General features: G+C 48.6%; 15 protein-coding genes. 12 read left to right on the forward strand and 3 right to left on the reverse strand.

Translation table 11 applies throughout. The features are described from left to right. The first annotated feature begins 147 nt into the window (after window positions 1–147). On the forward strand, window positions 148–831 hold the full coding sequence (locus NDI48_04805; GenBank protein MEP0830527.1) for a hypothetical protein: 684 nt from the start codon (window positions 148–150) through the stop codon (window positions 829–831). A 126-nt stretch (window positions 832–957) separates the two neighbouring features. Here the strand turns inward: NDI48_04805 and rimM are convergent, their stop codons facing one another. After that, entirely contained in the window at window positions 958–1,626 is a 669-nt protein-coding gene (rimM, locus tag NDI48_04810) for a ribosome maturation factor RimM (protein MEP0830528.1), read from the reverse strand. A 567-nt stretch (window positions 1,627–2,193) separates the two neighbouring features. Here rimM and NDI48_04815 point away from each other — a divergent pair. Beyond that, window positions 2,194–2,670: a hypothetical protein gene (locus NDI48_04815; GenBank protein MEP0830529.1), complete on the forward strand. Its 477-nt coding sequence runs from the start codon at window positions 2,194–2,196 to the stop codon at window positions 2,668–2,670. 56 nt (window positions 2,671–2,726) lie between these two features. Further along, entirely contained in the window at window positions 2,727–3,503 is a 777-nt protein-coding gene (gene cysE / locus NDI48_04820; GenBank protein MEP0830530.1) for a serine O-acetyltransferase, read from the forward strand. A 23-nt stretch (window positions 3,504–3,526) separates the two neighbouring features. Here the strand turns inward: cysE and NDI48_04825 are convergent, their stop codons facing one another. Next, window positions 3,527–4,141, reverse strand: a complete 615-nt coding sequence (locus tag NDI48_04825) for a pyridoxamine 5'-phosphate oxidase family protein (protein ID MEP0830531.1) — start codon at window positions 4,139–4,141, stop codon at window positions 3,527–3,529. Window positions 4,142–4,437: 296 nt separating this feature from the next. Between NDI48_04825 and nrdJ (NDI48_04830) the strand changes: the two genes are divergently transcribed. From nrdJ (NDI48_04830) to NDI48_04845, 4 genes are all read left to right on the forward strand, one after another. Beyond that, the gene (nrdJ, locus tag NDI48_04830; GenBank protein ID MEP0830532.1) at window positions 4,438–5,667 is read left to right on the forward strand and encodes a ribonucleoside-triphosphate reductase, adenosylcobalamin-dependent; all 1,230 of its coding nucleotides are present in this window, start codon (window positions 4,438–4,440) and stop codon (window positions 5,665–5,667) included. A 526-nt stretch (window positions 5,668–6,193) separates the two neighbouring features. Continuing rightward, window positions 6,194–7,225, forward strand: coding sequence for a ribonucleoside-triphosphate reductase, adenosylcobalamin-dependent (nrdJ, locus tag NDI48_04835; GenBank protein ID MEP0830533.1), 1,032 nt, complete (start codon window positions 6,194–6,196; stop codon window positions 7,223–7,225). Window positions 7,226–7,338: 113 nt separating this feature from the next. Beyond that, window positions 7,339–7,557 (forward strand): hypothetical protein, encoded by a 219-nt coding sequence (locus NDI48_04840; protein MEP0830534.1) that lies wholly within the window; start codon window positions 7,339–7,341, stop codon window positions 7,555–7,557. A 340-nt stretch (window positions 7,558–7,897) separates the two neighbouring features. After that, window positions 7,898–8,191, forward strand: coding sequence for an RNA-binding protein (locus tag NDI48_04845; protein MEP0830535.1), 294 nt, complete (start codon window positions 7,898–7,900; stop codon window positions 8,189–8,191). Window positions 8,192–8,349: 158 nt separating this feature from the next. On the opposite strand, the gene NDI48_04850 is transcribed toward NDI48_04845, so the two are convergent. Continuing rightward, window positions 8,350–9,432 (reverse strand): ATP-dependent 6-phosphofructokinase, encoded by a 1,083-nt coding sequence (locus NDI48_04850; protein ID MEP0830536.1) that lies wholly within the window; start codon window positions 9,430–9,432, stop codon window positions 8,350–8,352. 266 nt (window positions 9,433–9,698) lie between these two features. Here NDI48_04850 and fbp point away from each other — a divergent pair, with 266 nt between their 5' ends. The 5 genes from fbp (at window position 9,699) to NDI48_04875 (ending at window position 17,078) form a co-directional block, all read left to right on the forward strand. Beyond that, window positions 9,699–10,769, forward strand: coding sequence for a class 1 fructose-bisphosphatase (gene fbp, locus NDI48_04855; protein MEP0830537.1), 1,071 nt, complete (start codon window positions 9,699–9,701; stop codon window positions 10,767–10,769). Window positions 10,770–10,876: 107 nt separating this feature from the next. After that, window positions 10,877–12,034, forward strand: coding sequence for a transaldolase (tal, locus tag NDI48_04860; GenBank protein ID MEP0830538.1), 1,158 nt, complete (start codon window positions 10,877–10,879; stop codon window positions 12,032–12,034). Window positions 12,035–12,507: 473 nt separating this feature from the next. Beyond that, window positions 12,508–14,037, forward strand: a complete 1,530-nt coding sequence (gene zwf / locus NDI48_04865; protein ID MEP0830539.1) for a glucose-6-phosphate dehydrogenase — start codon at window positions 12,508–12,510, stop codon at window positions 14,035–14,037. 148 nt (window positions 14,038–14,185) lie between these two features. Beyond that, window positions 14,186–15,562: a glucose-6-phosphate dehydrogenase assembly protein OpcA gene (gene opcA / locus NDI48_04870; GenBank protein ID MEP0830540.1), complete on the forward strand. Its 1,377-nt coding sequence runs from the start codon at window positions 14,186–14,188 to the stop codon at window positions 15,560–15,562. 64 nt (window positions 15,563–15,626) lie between these two features. Beyond that, window positions 15,627–17,078: a cobyrinate a,c-diamide synthase gene (locus tag NDI48_04875; protein MEP0830541.1), complete on the forward strand. Its 1,452-nt coding sequence runs from the start codon at window positions 15,627–15,629 to the stop codon at window positions 17,076–17,078. Window positions 17,079–17,182: the final 104 nt, after the last annotated feature.

A 17,182-nucleotide genomic window follows, 5' to 3' on the forward strand; every position in this document is an offset into this window, starting at 1 on the left:
CAAAGGATTTATATATTTAGGTAGATTAATCTCAAAATACCAGCCGTTAGGATTTGGAAGTTCTTTTGCCTCTATCAAGAGTCTTGTCGACCAAGACTCCAGCGTTAGCTTGGTTTGTTACTCAAATCTTCTGAAAGTGAGGTTATTATGCGTCTTCAAAACCTAGAAATGTTAACGGGTGTGATGCTGTCCGTGCTAATTTCAGCAGTATCGGTATATCCGGCGAACGCTCGTCCTTTAGGAGAAGCAGGCTCAGAACAATGGCTGAGCCAGACAGATACGAATCGCAACGATACAATCCCTCCCAATCGCAACAATACGACAGATACTACGGATTCACCCAATACCAATCCCACCAACGATTTAAGAGATACCACTCCTACCAATCCAACAGATACAAATAATACACCGAGTACTGGTACCACTAACGATTCAACAGATACAAACAATACACCTAGTACCGATACCACTAACGATTCAACGGATACAAACAATACACCTAGTACTGGTACCACTCCTAGCAATCCAACGAATACTAACAATACACCTAGTACCGGTACCACTAACGATTCAACGGATACTAACAATACGCCGAGTACCGGTACCACTAACGATTCAACAGATACAAATCGCACCAATACAACCGATACCAATCGTACCAATACCATTCGTCGGCAAGAACGAACGATTCAGCAAAGGACAATCAATCAAACTACACCGACTCCGGCTCCGAATCGTACAACGACTCCTGACGCGACCTCGGCTCCTACCGTTGAACAATCCACTCCACAGTCAACTGAGCAGTCTGCGCCTGTGAGAGCACTTTGGTAGGATTGCCCACTTTTTTGGCACTAATAAGGCAATAAACCCAAACTCGTAATACTGTTTCGCTTGATCTTTCCTTGCTGGGGGCATGGCATTGTTGTGCCCCTCTACATATATTGCTATTGCACGCCTTTACTCAGTCACATTGTCATTAACTTCTAACAAACCAGGCACATTGTCATTAACTTCTAACAAACCAGGCGGTGGTGTAATTTCAATCCGACCCCTCTGGAGATCGACGACAGGCGCGATCGCTTTCACAAAGGGAATCAGCACCGTCACTGGCTTCTTTTCTTTCTGGCGTTTGAGCTTGCGGATTTTACTGGTTCGGGTGGGAGGTAGTGCTTCTGGTCTGGCGGGTGCGGGTTCCGGTTGCTCGTGTAGCTTAACCTCCAACAAACTGTTCCCGGCGGGAATCACATCAACGACAACACCGACTAACTCGTTTGTCAGTTGATTAAAGACCTCCAGATCGATCAAGTCCATCACATGATATTCATCTTCCCCTAGTTCCGGGCGATCGCTGGCTGGCACCAAGAGTACAGAATCGCGCAATGCTTCTGCCTGGTCGCGATTTTCAACTCCCGCTAGCTTTACGATGTATAAGCCTTTACCGGGAACATAACGCCCACTCAGCAATTCTATCGGTTGTGGTTCAGTCTCACCCGCTCGCTTGAGAAAGCGCTTTCCGGGTTCTTCAAACCGTTCCGGAAAATCAGAATTCGGATAGACGCGCAACTCCCCGTTTAGACCTTGCGGAGCAACAAGGGTGCCAATTTCTAGCCAGTCGTCATTTGCCATTCTCTGTGAATTTCTAGCGGTAAGCTTTTAAATTTTAACGATTGGCTACATTAATCGGCTTACCTGAATTAACCCAATCTTCCCCCCCTAGCCGATAACTCTCCTCATCCAGCCATCCCTTAGGCATTATCTCTGAGTCTCAAGGCCGATGCTAGGGTTGCCGGATTCTTCTACCCAATCATGAATTGGTTTTTGCATGTCCTCTGAGGTGAGAAAATCACATCAATCCCCTCCAAAACACCACAAGAAGACCAGCAAGACCACTACCAAGCTCAAGGAAGTAAGAGGTCTGAAGGAATTCACGATTTCCAGGGGAAAAAAGATCAGAACTTCTGCAAACATCAAACCGCTCAGGAGCAGCAACAAAATCAAGATAATGGAGGACATATTATCTCCAAAATACTCATAAGACCGGAAAAACATGACTCTTGATTAGGGCAGATAGTTTACTGTCACGTCTGTAACTCTTCAACTGTCTAAAGTCAGATATGAAGATACTAGGCAGTCTGATCTGCATTTTGACTGGGAAAAATATTGATTCTCAGTCTTTTAAGGAGGGTCTTGGTCATGCGGTGGTTACATAGTCGAGTTTGGGTCGCTTTGGCAGTAGCCTTAAGCGCTACACCCGCTTTCTCTCAAGCGGCAAATTTCCGTAAGTTGACACTATCGTCCGGCTTTTCCCCAGCAGCGGGACAAGCTTCCGGTCAGACAGGAGGAACGCTCTCATTATCGTCAATCGCTAATAGCGATCGCAACAACAAGCCCTGTATCGGTTATGGTTCTGAAACTCCCGATCACATCATGGTGTTGGAGAGCAAGTTTCCTAAGCTAGCCGTAGAAGTTAATAGCGGGAAAGATACCACCTTAGTCATTCGAGGGCCAAATAACTTAATTTTTTGCGGCGATGATACCAAGACCAGCAAAGGTGCGAGCAAAGATGCTAGTGTAGAAGCTGCCAATTTACCACCCGGAGAATACCGTGTTTGGGTCGGTGCCATGCAGGAGGGTCAACGCTGGAATTACACCTTGACTGTCCGACAGTAGGTAAGGAAGGTAAGATAGTTGTAGTCTATCTTACCATTATAATTGGGTAACTTTTTGTGCTATCTGCGCTTCTTGCTGACTTCCGAATCATCTTTGAGCGTGACCCAGCTGCCCGTAATTGGCTGGAGGTGTTGTTCTGCTATCCCGGTCTTCAGGCACTGCTGTTCCACCGCATTTGCCACGGGTTATATGCTCTAGGAATTCCCTTGATTCCCAGGGTCATCTCTCAGTTCTGCCGCTTTTTGACCGGCATTGAAATTCATCCCGGTGCCACGATTGGGAAAGGCGTCTTCATCGATCACGGCATGGGCGTGGTGATTGGAGAAACCGCTATTGTCGGAGACTACAGCCTGATTTACCAAGGCGTTACCCTGGGGGGTACAGGTAAAGAGTGTGGTAAGCGGCATCCTACTTTGGGAGAAAATGTCGTAGTCGGTGCGGGTTCTAAAGTTCTGGGTAACATCCAAATCGGTCAGAATGTCCGCATTGGAGCCGGTTCAGTGGTGTTGCGAGATGTGCCGGCTGATTGTACGGTTGTGGGTGTCCCTGGTCGGATTATTTATCGCTCTGGTGTTCGAGTCGATCCCTTAGAACATGGCAACCTACCTGATTCAGAAGCCACTGTTATTCGCACGTTAGTAGACCGAATTGAGGCTCTAGAGCAACAATTACAAGAATTACAAGAGCAAATCACTCCACCCTCTTCCATGCCCGTCTTAGTTCATGCTGGGTCTTCAAAATTTGAGTTGCCCACTCCCCCGGTAACGGTTGCCCAGTCTTGCAGCCTCAAGGACAAAGCGATTCAGGAGTTTTTCGATGGGTCTGGGATTTGACCGCTATTTTCCACACCTTTAAGTTAAGGATTGACAGCTTCCTTAGACCAGTCATCAAAGCTGTTTTTCTGATAAAAGACCCGGTTTTGGGGTTCGCCTCGCAACTCTAGGTGATCGACCTGTATAGGGTCTAGCAGTAACAGACAAAAATTGGGTAATGGTTGCTCTAAGTGGGGCGGCGGTGGCGAAAAAGCACCGCCGTTTTCAAGTCTGGGTTTACCCGGATAAGGCCACGCGAATTGTAAACGAGCTGAATCTGAAAGGTCTTGCCAAGTTGTCTGACGTGCTTGTTGGAACAATAGGTTAGGATGCTCGGCTCCAATCAGAGTCAATTCACCCGCCAAACGAAATTGCTCACGAGTTTTGGGAAAGTACCAGCACGCTTCTCCCCAAGAGTTCTGATTAATTTGCTCAGCTTTCTGGCTACGGGAATCGGTAATTATTTTTAGTTGATCAGTATCGTCTAAAAACCCCCGAAAGACAACCGTGCGATTAGCTGGAAGTCCATCGGGACGAACGGTAGCGAGTTGGAAGTAACGCGCATCAGGCAGGCTGCGATTTTTGTGGAGGGCACGAGCGAGAAGCGATCGCCAGGGAGCTGTCATACATTGTTGGATCAGAGATTGGGTCTTACACATCACAGTCAACTGCCCCACGCACAAGGCGATGGGACTTGTAACTAGGCAAGATTACTCTCGCCCGCTTGCCTCGCCTCTCATCCCACCCGCAAGGAGATGGGGTTTTCTCGGCAAATTTTATAAAAAGTCAGTCCATCCTAGGACAACCGTTAAGGTCAGTGCTTTTCGGGCAGGAAACGGTGGTGAGGCTAAAGCCTCACGATACGAGCATGAATCCCTTTCTAGTTATAGGGTAGTATTGACTCCTTAAAGAGTTTTAACCACTATATCTGAGACAGCGAGACTCATTGGAATCTATGGTTCGAGAACTTGAGCGCAGAGGCGAGACGACGCAGTTCCCTGAAACGGCACCCGCTGCTAATCCCGTGTTTTTTAGAACATACAGCCGTCGAACAGAAAGGGGACGAGAGACGTGGGAGGAAGTGTGCGATCGCACCACCCAGGGATTGACTAAACTCGGAAAGCTGACCCAGAGTGAAGCCACCCTACTATATCGGATGATGAGCCAGCTCAAGAGTCTCCCCTCCGGGCGATGGATGTGGGTTGGCGGCACGGACTGGATTGAGAAACCACAGAACTTCTCAGGAGCCTACAATTGCACCAGCACTAATGCGGTGGATTGGCAAGCTTTTGGACTGATGATGGATCTGGCGATGATGGGCTGCGGTACAGGCGCTGTCCTCGAAGCCAAGTACATCAACCAACTCCCCCCGATTCGGAACCAGCTCACAGTAAATATACAAGGAGAAATTGGCTCTACACCAATTGCAGAGCGTCGCGAATACACTGAAGTAAAGATTGAGGGAAATCAAGTCTACATCAACGTAGGAGACTCTCGCCAAGGTTGGGTTAAGTCTTACCAAACCCTGCTGGAATTATCCAGTGATGAGCAATTTTCTGGGTCAGTACAAGTTTTCATCGACTTGAGTGATGTGCGTCCGGCGGGAGAGTCCCTCAAAGGCTTTGGAGGGGTTGCTAATCCGGTTAAGTTGTCGGAACTTTATCAGCGTGGTGCAGCAATTCTGAATAAAGCTGTAGGGCGGCAATTAAATTCAGTTGAGTGCTGTCTATTAATTGATGAAGCAGCTATCACCATCGTTGCTGGAAATATTCGCAGAAGTGCAGGCATCCGCCAATTCGATTCCAACGATGAATTAGGCGCTAATGCCAAAACTAATCTGTGGCAGCAAGATGAAAATGGAAACTGGCGTATCGATCCTGAACGAGATGCGCTTCGCATGGCGAATCATACCCGAATTTTCTATCAAAAACCCTCTGAGCAAGAATGTATTGAAGTCGTCCGCAAGCAATATTATAGTGGTGAAGGCGCGATTCAATGGGCTGGCGAAGCAGTAGCCAGAGCTAACTGCGATTTGCTGTCAACTCAAGAACTCAGAAAATCTTTTCTGAAATCTTACGAACAAGGAACAGCAAAACAATGGTTGCAAGAACGCTATCCGATGCTAGTTCCTGATGAGATAGATCATCGATTAGCTCGTGTTGGTTTAAATCCGTGTGGTAAGTAACTTTGCCTCACTTAAAAAACCCCGCAAAATCGGTAGAAGCTGAGATATAGCTAGCTAAATTCGGTAAATTTTGGTAAAGTAAAACTCCTTAAGTCGAATTTTTCTCCAGGTAGTTTTATGCCTACAGAAAAACAAAAATTTAAGTTTTAGTGTGCCACTTGCCATCTCTAACATCACGTTCTTGAAAGCCCTGGTTTATATCAGGCTGACAAGTCAAAATACCTACCCATTTAGCAGTCTGTTAATACCGAGGTAAGTAGAGGAACTAAAAAGCCTTTACCACCGTAGAGCGTAGAGGGTGAAACTTTGTAAGTTGAAAAGTAGTCAAAAGAGACAATTTACAAAGAATATAATCCGAGGTAACACCTCCTACACCTTGGGGTGTAGCTCCAAGAGTGTGGGGCTTCCTCTGTTAGGAAGAAAATGTACGCCGAGCTACAGGGAAAACCGAACCTGTAGAACTAAAGGATAAAAAGCCTTTAGGGTAACAAAACTGGAAATAATTGGTTCTAATTTTCACTGCAATTTGGCTGAGATTCATCTCAATCAAATTGACCCCTTCAACTACAAAGAACAAGAGGAGGCTTTCACCGCAGGAGCGCTTTCAGTCGCCGTGCTTCTGAATCACCAATTTGTTGAGGAACGTTACCGCAAGTCTCGGGAACTCGATCCCATTGTCGGTGTATCCTTCACAGGCTTGTTCGACTTCTTTGTGAACGCCTTTGGAGTCGATTGGTTGCGCTGGTGGCAAGAAGGACGACCTGATACAACCGCAGGCGTGCAGTTTAAGTTACAGGAGCAGGAATACTTGACTCGTTGGCGAGAAATTGTGCATCGGGTGGTGTGGGATTATTGTAATGACCATAACCTCAAACACCCCAACCGCTGCACCACTGTCCAACCGTCGGGTACCAAATCTCTCCTGACAGGAGCATCACCCGGTTGGCATCCGCCCAAAGCCCAGCGTTTTCTCCGACGGATTACGTTCCGCAAAAATGACCCTGTAGCACTGGCTTGTATCGATTACGGATACAATGTCATCCCCTCTCAATCAGATAAAGATGAAAATGGAAACCTCTTGAATGACCCCTTCGATTCCCGTTGCTCGGAATGGTTGGTAGAAATTCCGGTGGCTGTACCTTGGGCTGACTTACCGGGGGCTGATGAAATAGACATTAGCCAATTTAGCGCACTCGCTCAACTGGACTTTTACATGCAAGTCCAAAACTTCTATACCCGACACAACACCAGTGCTACCATTGAGCTGCGTGACGCGGAAATCGAATCTTTAGGGACTCGGATTTACGAGGCCATCCGAGATGATCAAGGCTATATCTCTGCTGCTCTGCTCGCACGCTTTGACGATCATCAAACCTTCCCTCGTTTGCCCTTTGAGCCGATAGACCGTCATCAGTACGAACAGCTAATGCAGCAAGTCGTAACGCGGCGTCAAATCAATGACTTCCATGTGGCACTCAGTCGTTATGATTTAGGCGAATTAGCAGAAGCAGGACCCGTCGGTTGTGACTCCGATAAATGTCTGTTTCCAGAAAAATAATCGGTATCGCTCAGGAGTAATCATCGCTCCAAGGGGTTACTCCTGAACAGACACGTTAGGATTCGAGAAGAATCACTCATTATCAATGCCCAGTAGCACAAGGAGACACCCAGATGTTCCTCGATGAACTGTCACCCATTGCCAAACAACTGACTCAGCAGCCGGTTGCTTTCTTGGGAGGATTTTTTTCAGGAGTGTTTCGACTCAACCTCGCTGATGACCCCGTGAAAAGCTGGCTGGATCAGGAAACTGGTTCTACTACCTACACATCTGCTACCAGTGGCAGTGAAAACGGTAAAACTAGCGGTCCTCAATCGATTTCGATTGAATAAGACCCAATTTAATTGAATTAGCCTGAAAGTTTGGGGTCTGCTCAACCCGAGTAGACCCTAGTTAACTATTGGGTTGCTAGAAATGTGAGGTAGGTAACTAGGAACAAGTAAATGGGTAGGCTATCATAAAACGAAAGTAAAAGTTCAGTTCTACCTTTGGTTAGATTTTTGGGGTCTTGCGATTATCTCTTTGAGGTCGCACGAAGCGATCGCCTGGGGCATGGCTAGTTCTTAAAAATTTACCATCGGTCAACTCAGACGAGACGTTCAGCAGCTTCCAGTGCCAAACTCTGGTCTGTGAATCTGAACATCAGTCCCTAGTTCAGCTTTATTGATCGACATGACCATTTACGTCGGAAACCTGTCTTACCAAGCCACCGAAGAAGACTTGAGAACAGTATTTGCCGATTACGGCACCGTTAAGCGAGTGGTGTTACCTACAGACCGTGAAACGGGTCGAATGCGTGGCTTTGCCTTTGTTGAAATGACAGAAGAAACCCAAGAAGATGCCGCCATCTCCGAATTGGATGGTGCCGAGTGGATGGGACGTCAATTGAGAGTCAATAAAGCAAGACCTAAAGAAGATAATGGCAGTAGTGGGGGTGGAGCAAGGCGCAGTAATAATCGATTCTAAATCTCTATCTCAACGCTAGATAGAGGTAACGAGTCGCATCAACCCTAATCTGCCCTACCCGATCTGATCGTTTCCCAATTGGGTAGATAGACGAGGAGGGTCATGAATCACGCCCCTCCTCGTCTGATTTGGCTTGAGCTACCTGAACAAAAGCCAGTCTAATCTCCTAGACAAATCTGTAGCCCTCTAGCTGTTTTGACTAGAGTTCCTTGGGGATCTACGGCTTGATAGTGACCCAGAGCCTCTTGAATCGGCACATGCACCACCTGACGCTGTTGCCAAGTGACCATATGGTCATATTTTTCATCGGCAATTAAATCAACCGCTGCCACACCAAAGGCAGAGGCAATTAAGCGGTCAAGGGGGGAAGGGATACCGCCACGTTGAGTATGTCCCAAAACCGTGACGCGTGTCTCGGCACCTGTACCCGTAGAAATCTGGTCAGCTAAGTATTGACCAATTCCACCTAAACGACATTCGCCGGAGCGATCGCTCCAGGTGACCGTTTCACCCTTTTCTGTACAAACCGCCTCTGAAACAACCACTAAACAGAAATGCCGCCCCTGTGCCTGATGCTCTTGAATTTTGCGGCAGACGTTATCGAGGCTGTAAGGAATTTCTGGGATCAGGATGACATCCGCACCGCCGGCAATCCCTGCTGAGATCGCAATGTGACCGGCGTCGCGACCCATCACTTCCAAAATCATCACCCGGTCGTGACTGGCGGCTGTAAAGTGTAGGCGATCCAGCGCTTCGGTGGCAATATTCACAGCCGTATCAAACCCAATTGAACGCTCTGTGATCCCAACGTCATTATCAATCGTTTTAGGAATGCCCACAAAGTTGAGATTACCTTGCTGAGCGATTTTACGAAGAATGGCTAAGCTCCCATCTCCCCCAATCCCAATTAGGGCATCCAGCCCCAGCAGGTGATACCCATCGATGATGTCTTCCGAGCAGTCGTGAAGCGTCCCATCCGGCATCGGGAAAGCAAAGGGATTACCTTTATTCGTCGTACCTAGGATTGTGCCACCCTTGGTCAGAATGCTATCAACCTTGTCAATATCCAGCTCAATCGCTTGCACAGGACGGCTCATCAACCCCTGAGTCGCTCGATAAATACCCATTACATCCCAGCCATAAGTCCCTACAGCTCGATGCGTCACCGCTCGAATCACCGCATTCAGCCCAGCACAATCTCCACCACTGGTGAGAATTCCAATGCGTTTATGTTCTCCCATATCCCTTTTGTTACTTAAATCGTGAGCTTCCTAATAGATTTGAACTCAGGCCGAGTTTATAGACAAGGAAGGCAGTATGAAGATTTTATTGCTCTTTCTGTAGTTCATCTAAAGTTTCTTTAGTTCTCCTAAAGTTAGAAGCCGCAGCCGAAATGCCTCCCTAAGATAGAAATTAAAGAGGATAAAGCATTCGGCTGGCTTGAGGCAGTTCTGTGAGCAACTGACCTCTTGTCAGAATGCGTTACTCGATAGGGAGGACGAAAATTATGGCAGATGTAGATCAGCCTGTAGCTCAGGAACGGACTCTGGATCGTGATTGTACAACGCTATCGCGTCACGTTTTACAGCAGCTTCATAGTTTCTCAGCAGAGGCGCAAGATCTCAGTGCGCTTATGACTCGTATTGCCTTGGCAGCCAAGCTGATTTCTCGACGCCTGAGCCGCGCTGGTTTAGTTGAGGGGGTGCTAGGCGTTACAGGTACCGTCAATGTACAGGGAGAGTCCGTCAAAAAGATGGATCTCTATGCCAACGACGTGTTTATCTCGGTGTTTAAGCAAAGCGGTCTCGTCTGTCGCTTAGCCTCCGAGGAAATGGAAAAACCCTACTATATCCCAGAAAACTGCCCCATTGGACGTTATACCTTGCTGTATGACCCAATTGATGGCTCCTCAAATATAGACATCAACTTGAATATCGGTTCGATTTTTTCGATTCGTAGGCAAGAAGGAGACGACTCAGACGGTGAAGCTAGCGATTTGCTGCAAAACGGACATAAACAAATCGCCGCAGGCTACGTTCTCTATGGGCCGAGTACCATGCTGGTGTACTCTATCGGCACGGGGGTTCATTCTTTTACCCTTGACCCCAGCTTAGGCGAGTTTATCCTTTCTAAGGAAAACATGCAGATGCCAGACCATGGGCCGATTTATAGCGTCAATGAAGGAAACTTTTGGCAGTGGGACGAATCCATTCGGGACTATATTCGCTACGTGCATCGTCATGAAGGATATACCGCTCGCTACAGTGGGGCGTTAGTGGGAGATTTTCACCGGATTTTGTCTCAGGGTGGCGTTTTCCTCTATCCCGGTACGTTGAAGAAGCCGGAAGGAAAGTTGCGTCTACTTTATGAAACGGCTCCCCTTGCTTTTTTGATAGAGCAAGCGGGTGGCAGAGCCAGTACAGGAACTCAAAATCTGATGGACGTGGTGCCCACGGCTCTGCATCAAAGAACCCCCTTGATTATCGGGAGCAAAGAAGATGTAGCCCTTGTAGAGTCTTTTATTCAGGAGAGAGCGCGGGACTCAGGAGAAGCAGCAATGGCTTCTAGACCCAGTTGATCAGGAGCCTTTTGTCAAGAGTCTATGACTAAAGCTTAATGATTAATGAGCGTGAAACCTATAACCTTCAGTAAGCAGAGTACATCACAATTACTAGGAGTTACAGAATGACAGCTACAGCCAACAATCCGATTTTGCAAATTGAACAAAACTTCGGTCAGAGTATCTGGATGGATAATCTGAGCCGCACGCTGATCCAGTCCGGTGAACTCAAACAGCTGCTTGAGGAGCGAGGGATTGTCGGAATTACCTCCAACCCCGCAATCTTTGAAAAAGCGATCGTGGGAAATGCGATCTACGATGCCGACATCGAAGCCGGTATCGGTGCCAAGAAATCGGTGTTGGAAATTTATGAGTCTCTCGTGTTTGATGACATCCGGAATGCCTGCGATATCTTCAAACCGGTCTATGAGTCGTCCAATAAACTGGATGGTTACGTGAGTATTGAAGTTCCGCCGAACATTGCCGATGATACGCAAAGTACGATCGAGCAAGCCCGACGCTATTATGAGCAGATTGGTCGGGAAAACGTGATGATCAAGATTCCTGGTACGAAGATGGGCTTGCCAGCGGTTGAGCAAGTGATCAGCGAAGGAATCAATGTTAATGTTACCTTGCTGTTCTCCGTAGACAGCTATGTTGAGACCGCTTGGTCTTATATCCGAGGCTTGGAAAAGCGGGTTGCCGAGGGCAAGGACATCAGCAATATTGCATCTGTGGCGAGTTTCTTCCTCAGCCGGATTGATATCAATATTGATGCACGCATTGACGCTAAACTCGCGGAAGGCATGGATCGGATTGAGAAGAAAGCCATGCTGGAAGCGGTGAAAGGCAAAGTGGCGATCGCTAATGCCAAAATTGCTTACGAGAAATACAAAGAAATTATCCAGAGCGATCGCTGGAAAGCTTTAGCAGAAAAAGGAGCAAAAGTCCAGCGGCTGCTGTGGGCGAGCACCAGCACCAAGAACCCAGAATACAGCGATGTGATGTATGTCGATGAGCTGATCGGCCCTGATACCGTCAATACCCTACCGCCGAACACCATTGAAGCCTGTGCTGACCACTGTTCCCCAGCCAATCGCGTTGAGGCCGATGTTGACAAAGCCCACCACTTAATGGAAAGCCTCAAAGACCCCGATATCGATATCAATATCGACGAGGTTATGGAGGAACTTTTGTTAGATGGAATTGACAAATTTGTCAAGCCATTTGAGTCCTTAATGGCATCCCTAGAGGAGAAAGTCCAGAAGTTGGCGACGGTGTAAGTTCAGTTGGCAGCACCCAAATTACCCATATTTCGTAGGGGCACGGTATTGTCGTGCCCCTACCGAAAGAAAGCAGCGCTTGCGGGGACTCCCGAACTGGGAAAAGATGAAGTGCGGATAATCAAGTATGAAATTATTTTCAGGCTAGCCTAAGCTAGGCTGCGCCTAACAGCAAGGGCTACTCTTCGAGAACGCCTGTCGGCAAACGACCAACGGCTTCTGCGCGTGCAGTCTATCCTTGACACTTCAGCCTTCATTTCATCCCCAATTTAGTCAAAGAACAAGGCAACGTTTCTCTAATTTTTACTTTTGTCTGGCTCAGGACTTCGGTGATTGATCCCCAACTCAACCCCCCCGATTCAGGGGAGAAAAGGAAAATGACGGCGACAGGGGCTAAAACACCTGAAATTTTTTTGTACAGGGTGCGTAAGTTCTATTTATCCTAATCTCTATTCATTGAACTTGAAACAAAGATGGTCACTCTACTAGAAAATCCCCTACGCGTCGGCTTGCAACAGGAGCGGACGGCAGAGCCAGCGATTCTGGTCATTTTTGGAGCGTCTGGAGACCTCACCCAACGCAAGCTTGTGCCAGCCATTTACCAGATGAAACGCGATCGACGCCTGCCTCCCGAAACAACCATCGTCGGTGTCGCACGTCGGGAATGGAGCCACGACTACTTCCGGGAACAGATGCGCGAGGGTATTGAGCAGTTTTCTGACGGCATTGGTTCCGAGGAAATGTGGGAAGAGTTTGCCCAAGGTTTGTACTACTGCCCTGGTGACATTGATAAGCCAGAAAGCTATCAGAAGCTCAAAGCTTTTTTGAGCGAACTGGATGGCAAGAGGGGAACACGAGGTAACCGAGTATTCTACCTGTCAGTTTCCCCCAAGTTTTTCCCAGAAGCCATCCGACAACTGGGAAGTGCGGCAATGCTGACTGACCCTGTGAAAAACCGCCTAGTGATTGAAAAACCATTCGGTACAGATTTGAGTTCGGCACAGAAGCTCAACCGAGTGGTGCAACAAGTCTGTAAAGAACAGCAGGTTTACCGCATTGACCACTATCTGGGCAAAGAAACTGTTCAGAATTTGTTGGTATTCCGTTTTGCCAACGCTATATTTGAGCCACTGTGGAATCGGCAGTTTGTTGACCACGTCCAGATTACAGTGGCAGAGACAGTGGGCGTCGAAGACAGAGCAGGTTACTATGAAAGCTCTGGGGCACTGCGAGATATGGTGCAAAATCACCTGCTGCAAGTGTTTTGCCTGACGGCGATGGAGCCGCCCAATTCGCTAGATGCTGATAGCATCCGGACAGAGAAAATGAAGGTGCTTCAGGCAACCCACCTGGCAGATATCAATAATTTAGAGAATTCAGCGGTGCGGGGTCAGTATTCTGCCGGTTGGATGAAAGGCAAGCAAGTTCCTGGTTACCGGGAGGAACCCGGAGTTAACCCCAACTCGACAACACCAACCTACGTAGCCATGAAGCTACTCATCGATAACTGGCGCTGGCAGGGTGTTCCCTTCTATCTGCGAACGGGCAAACGCCTACCCAAGAAGGTGAGCGAAATCGCGATTCAGTTTCGTGAGGTGCCCTTGTTGATTTTTCAATCTGCCGCACAGCAGGCAAATCCCAACGTGCTGACATTGCGCATTCATCCCAATGAGGGAATTTCGCTGCGTTTTGAAGGGAAAATGCCAGGGCCAAGCCTGCGAACCCGCACGGTAGATATGGACTTTAGCTACGGCTCGTCGTTTGGGATATCAACCTCAGATGCTTATGATCGCCTGTTGCTCGATTGTATGCGGGGAGACCAAACTCTCTTCACCCGTGCTGATGAAGTGGAAGAAGCTTGGCGAGTTGTGACACCAGCACTTTCGGCTTGGGAGGTACCAACCGATCCAGCGTCTATTCCCCAGTATGAAGCGGGAACCTGGGAGCCAACCGAGGCGGAACTCTTGATTAATCGCGATGGACGGCGCTGGCGCAGACTGTAGGGGTGTGCAAGCTGGCATCCTCCTATAAGTTGTTAGTGGTTTATTGTTGAGTTATAAGAAGCCGTTAAATAGCTAACAACTAACCACTAACAATCAACAAATAATAAGCAACAGCTAACAACCCAAAATTAACCAACGAGTAACTGATATGGCAACACAATCTCCACCGATAGTCTCCCTACAGAAGCCCAAAGATATTTCAATCAGTGATATCGAGGCAGAACTACGTCAAATCTGGCAAAGCTATGGTACGAGTAGTGAATACGGTGATTTTCCCTCTGCCATCAGGGCATCAACGTTCAGCCTGATTGTCTATGAACCCGGAGAAACTCAACAGCTGTTAGCTGCATTGGGATATTACACCGGTCCCATCGATGGTATTGTCGGTCCCCGCATGGTGGCTGCCCTGAAGGCGGCCCAGAAATCCTATGGACTGCCGAGGACGGGTATGGCAGATGACACCACTAAGGCGAAACTGCGCGAAGAGTATGCCGAAAAACTCCAGAAAGCAGCGACAAGCAGTGCAGAAGGAACTGAACCGCTAAAGTATTCCCCAGATCTTGAAGGATCGGGGCTTGCCGATGCGATCGCAGCTTCCAATCCTTGTCGGATTATTGCCCTTTGTCCGATCGCGGGTGAAGATCAAGGCGTTACTGCTCAGGTCTCTGCCTCTTGCCCAGTTCAGAAGCACTCTCAGAGTACACTCGTCTGCTGCGAATACGTTACCCTACGAGGCACGGCTGTCGCGCTGGAACGCAACGCCGGCATGATTTCAGAGCTGGTGATTGGGGAGCTTCCCAAGTTTCTCTGGTGGAAAGGGACACCTGACCCTGAATATGGTCTATTCAAACGACTGGCAGCCCTTAGCAATAGCGTGATCATTGACTCTAGTTCCTTCAATGATGCAGAGACAGAGCTATTGCAGATACAAAACCTGATCGAGCAGGGAATTGGGATCGCCGACCTCAACTGGCGGCGGTTAGCAGCATGGCAAGAGTTGACGGCTGAGGCATTTGACCCACCAGAGCGGCGTGCGGCTCTTAAAGAGGTTGACCAGGTAACCATCGATTACGAGAAAGGCAATCAGGCTCAGGCACTGATGTTCCTGGGTTGGTTAGCTTCTCGATTAAAGTGGCGTCCCGTCTCTTATCAGACAGAGGGTGGTGATTATGATATCAGTCGCGTTCGATTCATCACTTCCGAGCAGCGCACCGTTGAAGCCGAGTTAGCAGGAGTTCCCGTCGCTGATGTGGGAGAAATTGCCGGTGACATGATCAGTCTGCGCTTGGGTTCGACAAACGAAGAGGCAGATTGCTGTACGGTGTTGTGTTCGGAAACGATGGGTTGCATGAGGATGGAAGCGGGTGGTGGTGCCCAGGCTTGCCGCATTCAGCAGGTGACACCACTATTTGACCAAAAGACCGAACACCTGTTAAGTCAGCAACTACAACGCTGGGGTCGCGAGGTGCTTTATGAAGAAAGTCTGGCGGTTACGGCTGAGATGCTCAAATTGGCAAATGGGTAATGGAGAGTAGGTAATGGGTAATGGGGAATAAAAGTCAAATATCAATTACCAATTACCAATTTCCATGGCTTTAGTCATCGCGGGTGAACGCAGTGGGGTGGGCAAGACAACGGTTACGCTCGCCCTATTGTCGTTTTTGTCACGGCACAAGCATCGTGTTCAATCGTTTAAAGTTGGCCCGGATTACATCGATCCGATGTTTCATCAGCAGGTTACCGGGCATCCTTGTCGGAATTTAGATCCGGTGCTGACTTCGGAAAATTACGTCCAAGACTGTTTTACCCGTCATGTACAAGGGGTGGATTATGCTCTTGTTGAAGGGGTGATGGGCTTGTTTGATGGGGCATCAGGACGAGAGGATTGGGCGAGTACGGCTCATGTGGCGCGGTTGTTGGAATTGCCTGTGCTATTGGTTTTGGATTGCAGTCGATTGTCGCGATCTGTGGCTGCGATCACACACGGTTACAAAACCTTTGACCCTAGGATACAGCTAGCGGGTGTGGTGTTGAATCGAGTGGGGAGCGATCGCCACTTGGAACTCCTCAAAGACGCCTTGGAACCCTTACAAATTCCTGTACTAGGAGTCATGAGGCGTCAGGATAATATTACGATTCCCGCCCGACATCTGGGCTTAGTGCCTACGGCTGAGATGGCTCAGTTGGATGACTTGATCGATAGACTTTCCCACCTGGCAGAAAGTTGTTTCGACTGGGAACGACTATTCCCGTTGCTGACTTCCCCCACAGATTTAGATCCCCCCCAACTCCTAACCCCCCTAACCTCCTCACTAAAGCTCCGGCTTGTTAAGGGGGGAACTAGATTCAATGTCCCCCAATTTATGGGGGATTTAGGCGGATCTCCGCTCAGGCTGGCAGTAGCACGCGATCGCGCTTTTAGTTTCTACTACCAGGACAACCTGGATATTTTGCAAGAACTGGGTGCTGAGTTAGTGCCTTGGAGTCCCCTCACCGATACGGCTTTACCTGCGGATATTCAGGGATTGTACTTGGGCGGCGGTTTTCCCGAAGTCTTTGCCCAAGAATTGGCTGAAAATACCCGTGCGCGTGAGGCAGTGCGAACGGCTATCTTGACAGGAATGCCAACTTATGCTGAATGCGGGGGGCTGATGTATTTGTGTGAGCAGATTAGGGATTTTGAGGGGCAGTCTTGGTCGATGGTGGGGGTATTGCCCACAACAACAGTGATGGGAAAGCGTCTGACTGTGGGATATCGGCAGGCAACGGCTCTGCAAGACAGTCCATTGTTAGCGGCAGGGGCAAGGGTTTGGGGGCATGAGTTTCATCACTCCCAGTTGACGGCGATGCCTGAGAAACCCTTGTTTGAGACACGGGGATATGACCAAAAAGGTGAGGGTAAAGCGGCAACAGAGGGATGGCGACGGCATCAGGTGCACGCTTCTTATGTGCATCTGCATTGGGGTGGGCATCCAGAGATTCCGGCTCAGTTTCTGCGATGTTGCCAGGTGTTGAGTATAGAGCGATTTTCAAATGAATAGACCACAGGTAGACCTCTCTCCAAACTCCTCACTAAAGCTCCGGTCTCCTAGGAGGAGAGAGGCTTTGAATGTCTCCCCTTCCCCAGTAGGGCTGATTCATGCTC

This window comes from Microcoleus sp. AS-A8 (assembly GCA_039962225.1).
Classification (GTDB): domain Bacteria; phylum Cyanobacteriota; class Cyanobacteriia; order Cyanobacteriales; family Coleofasciculaceae; genus Allocoleopsis.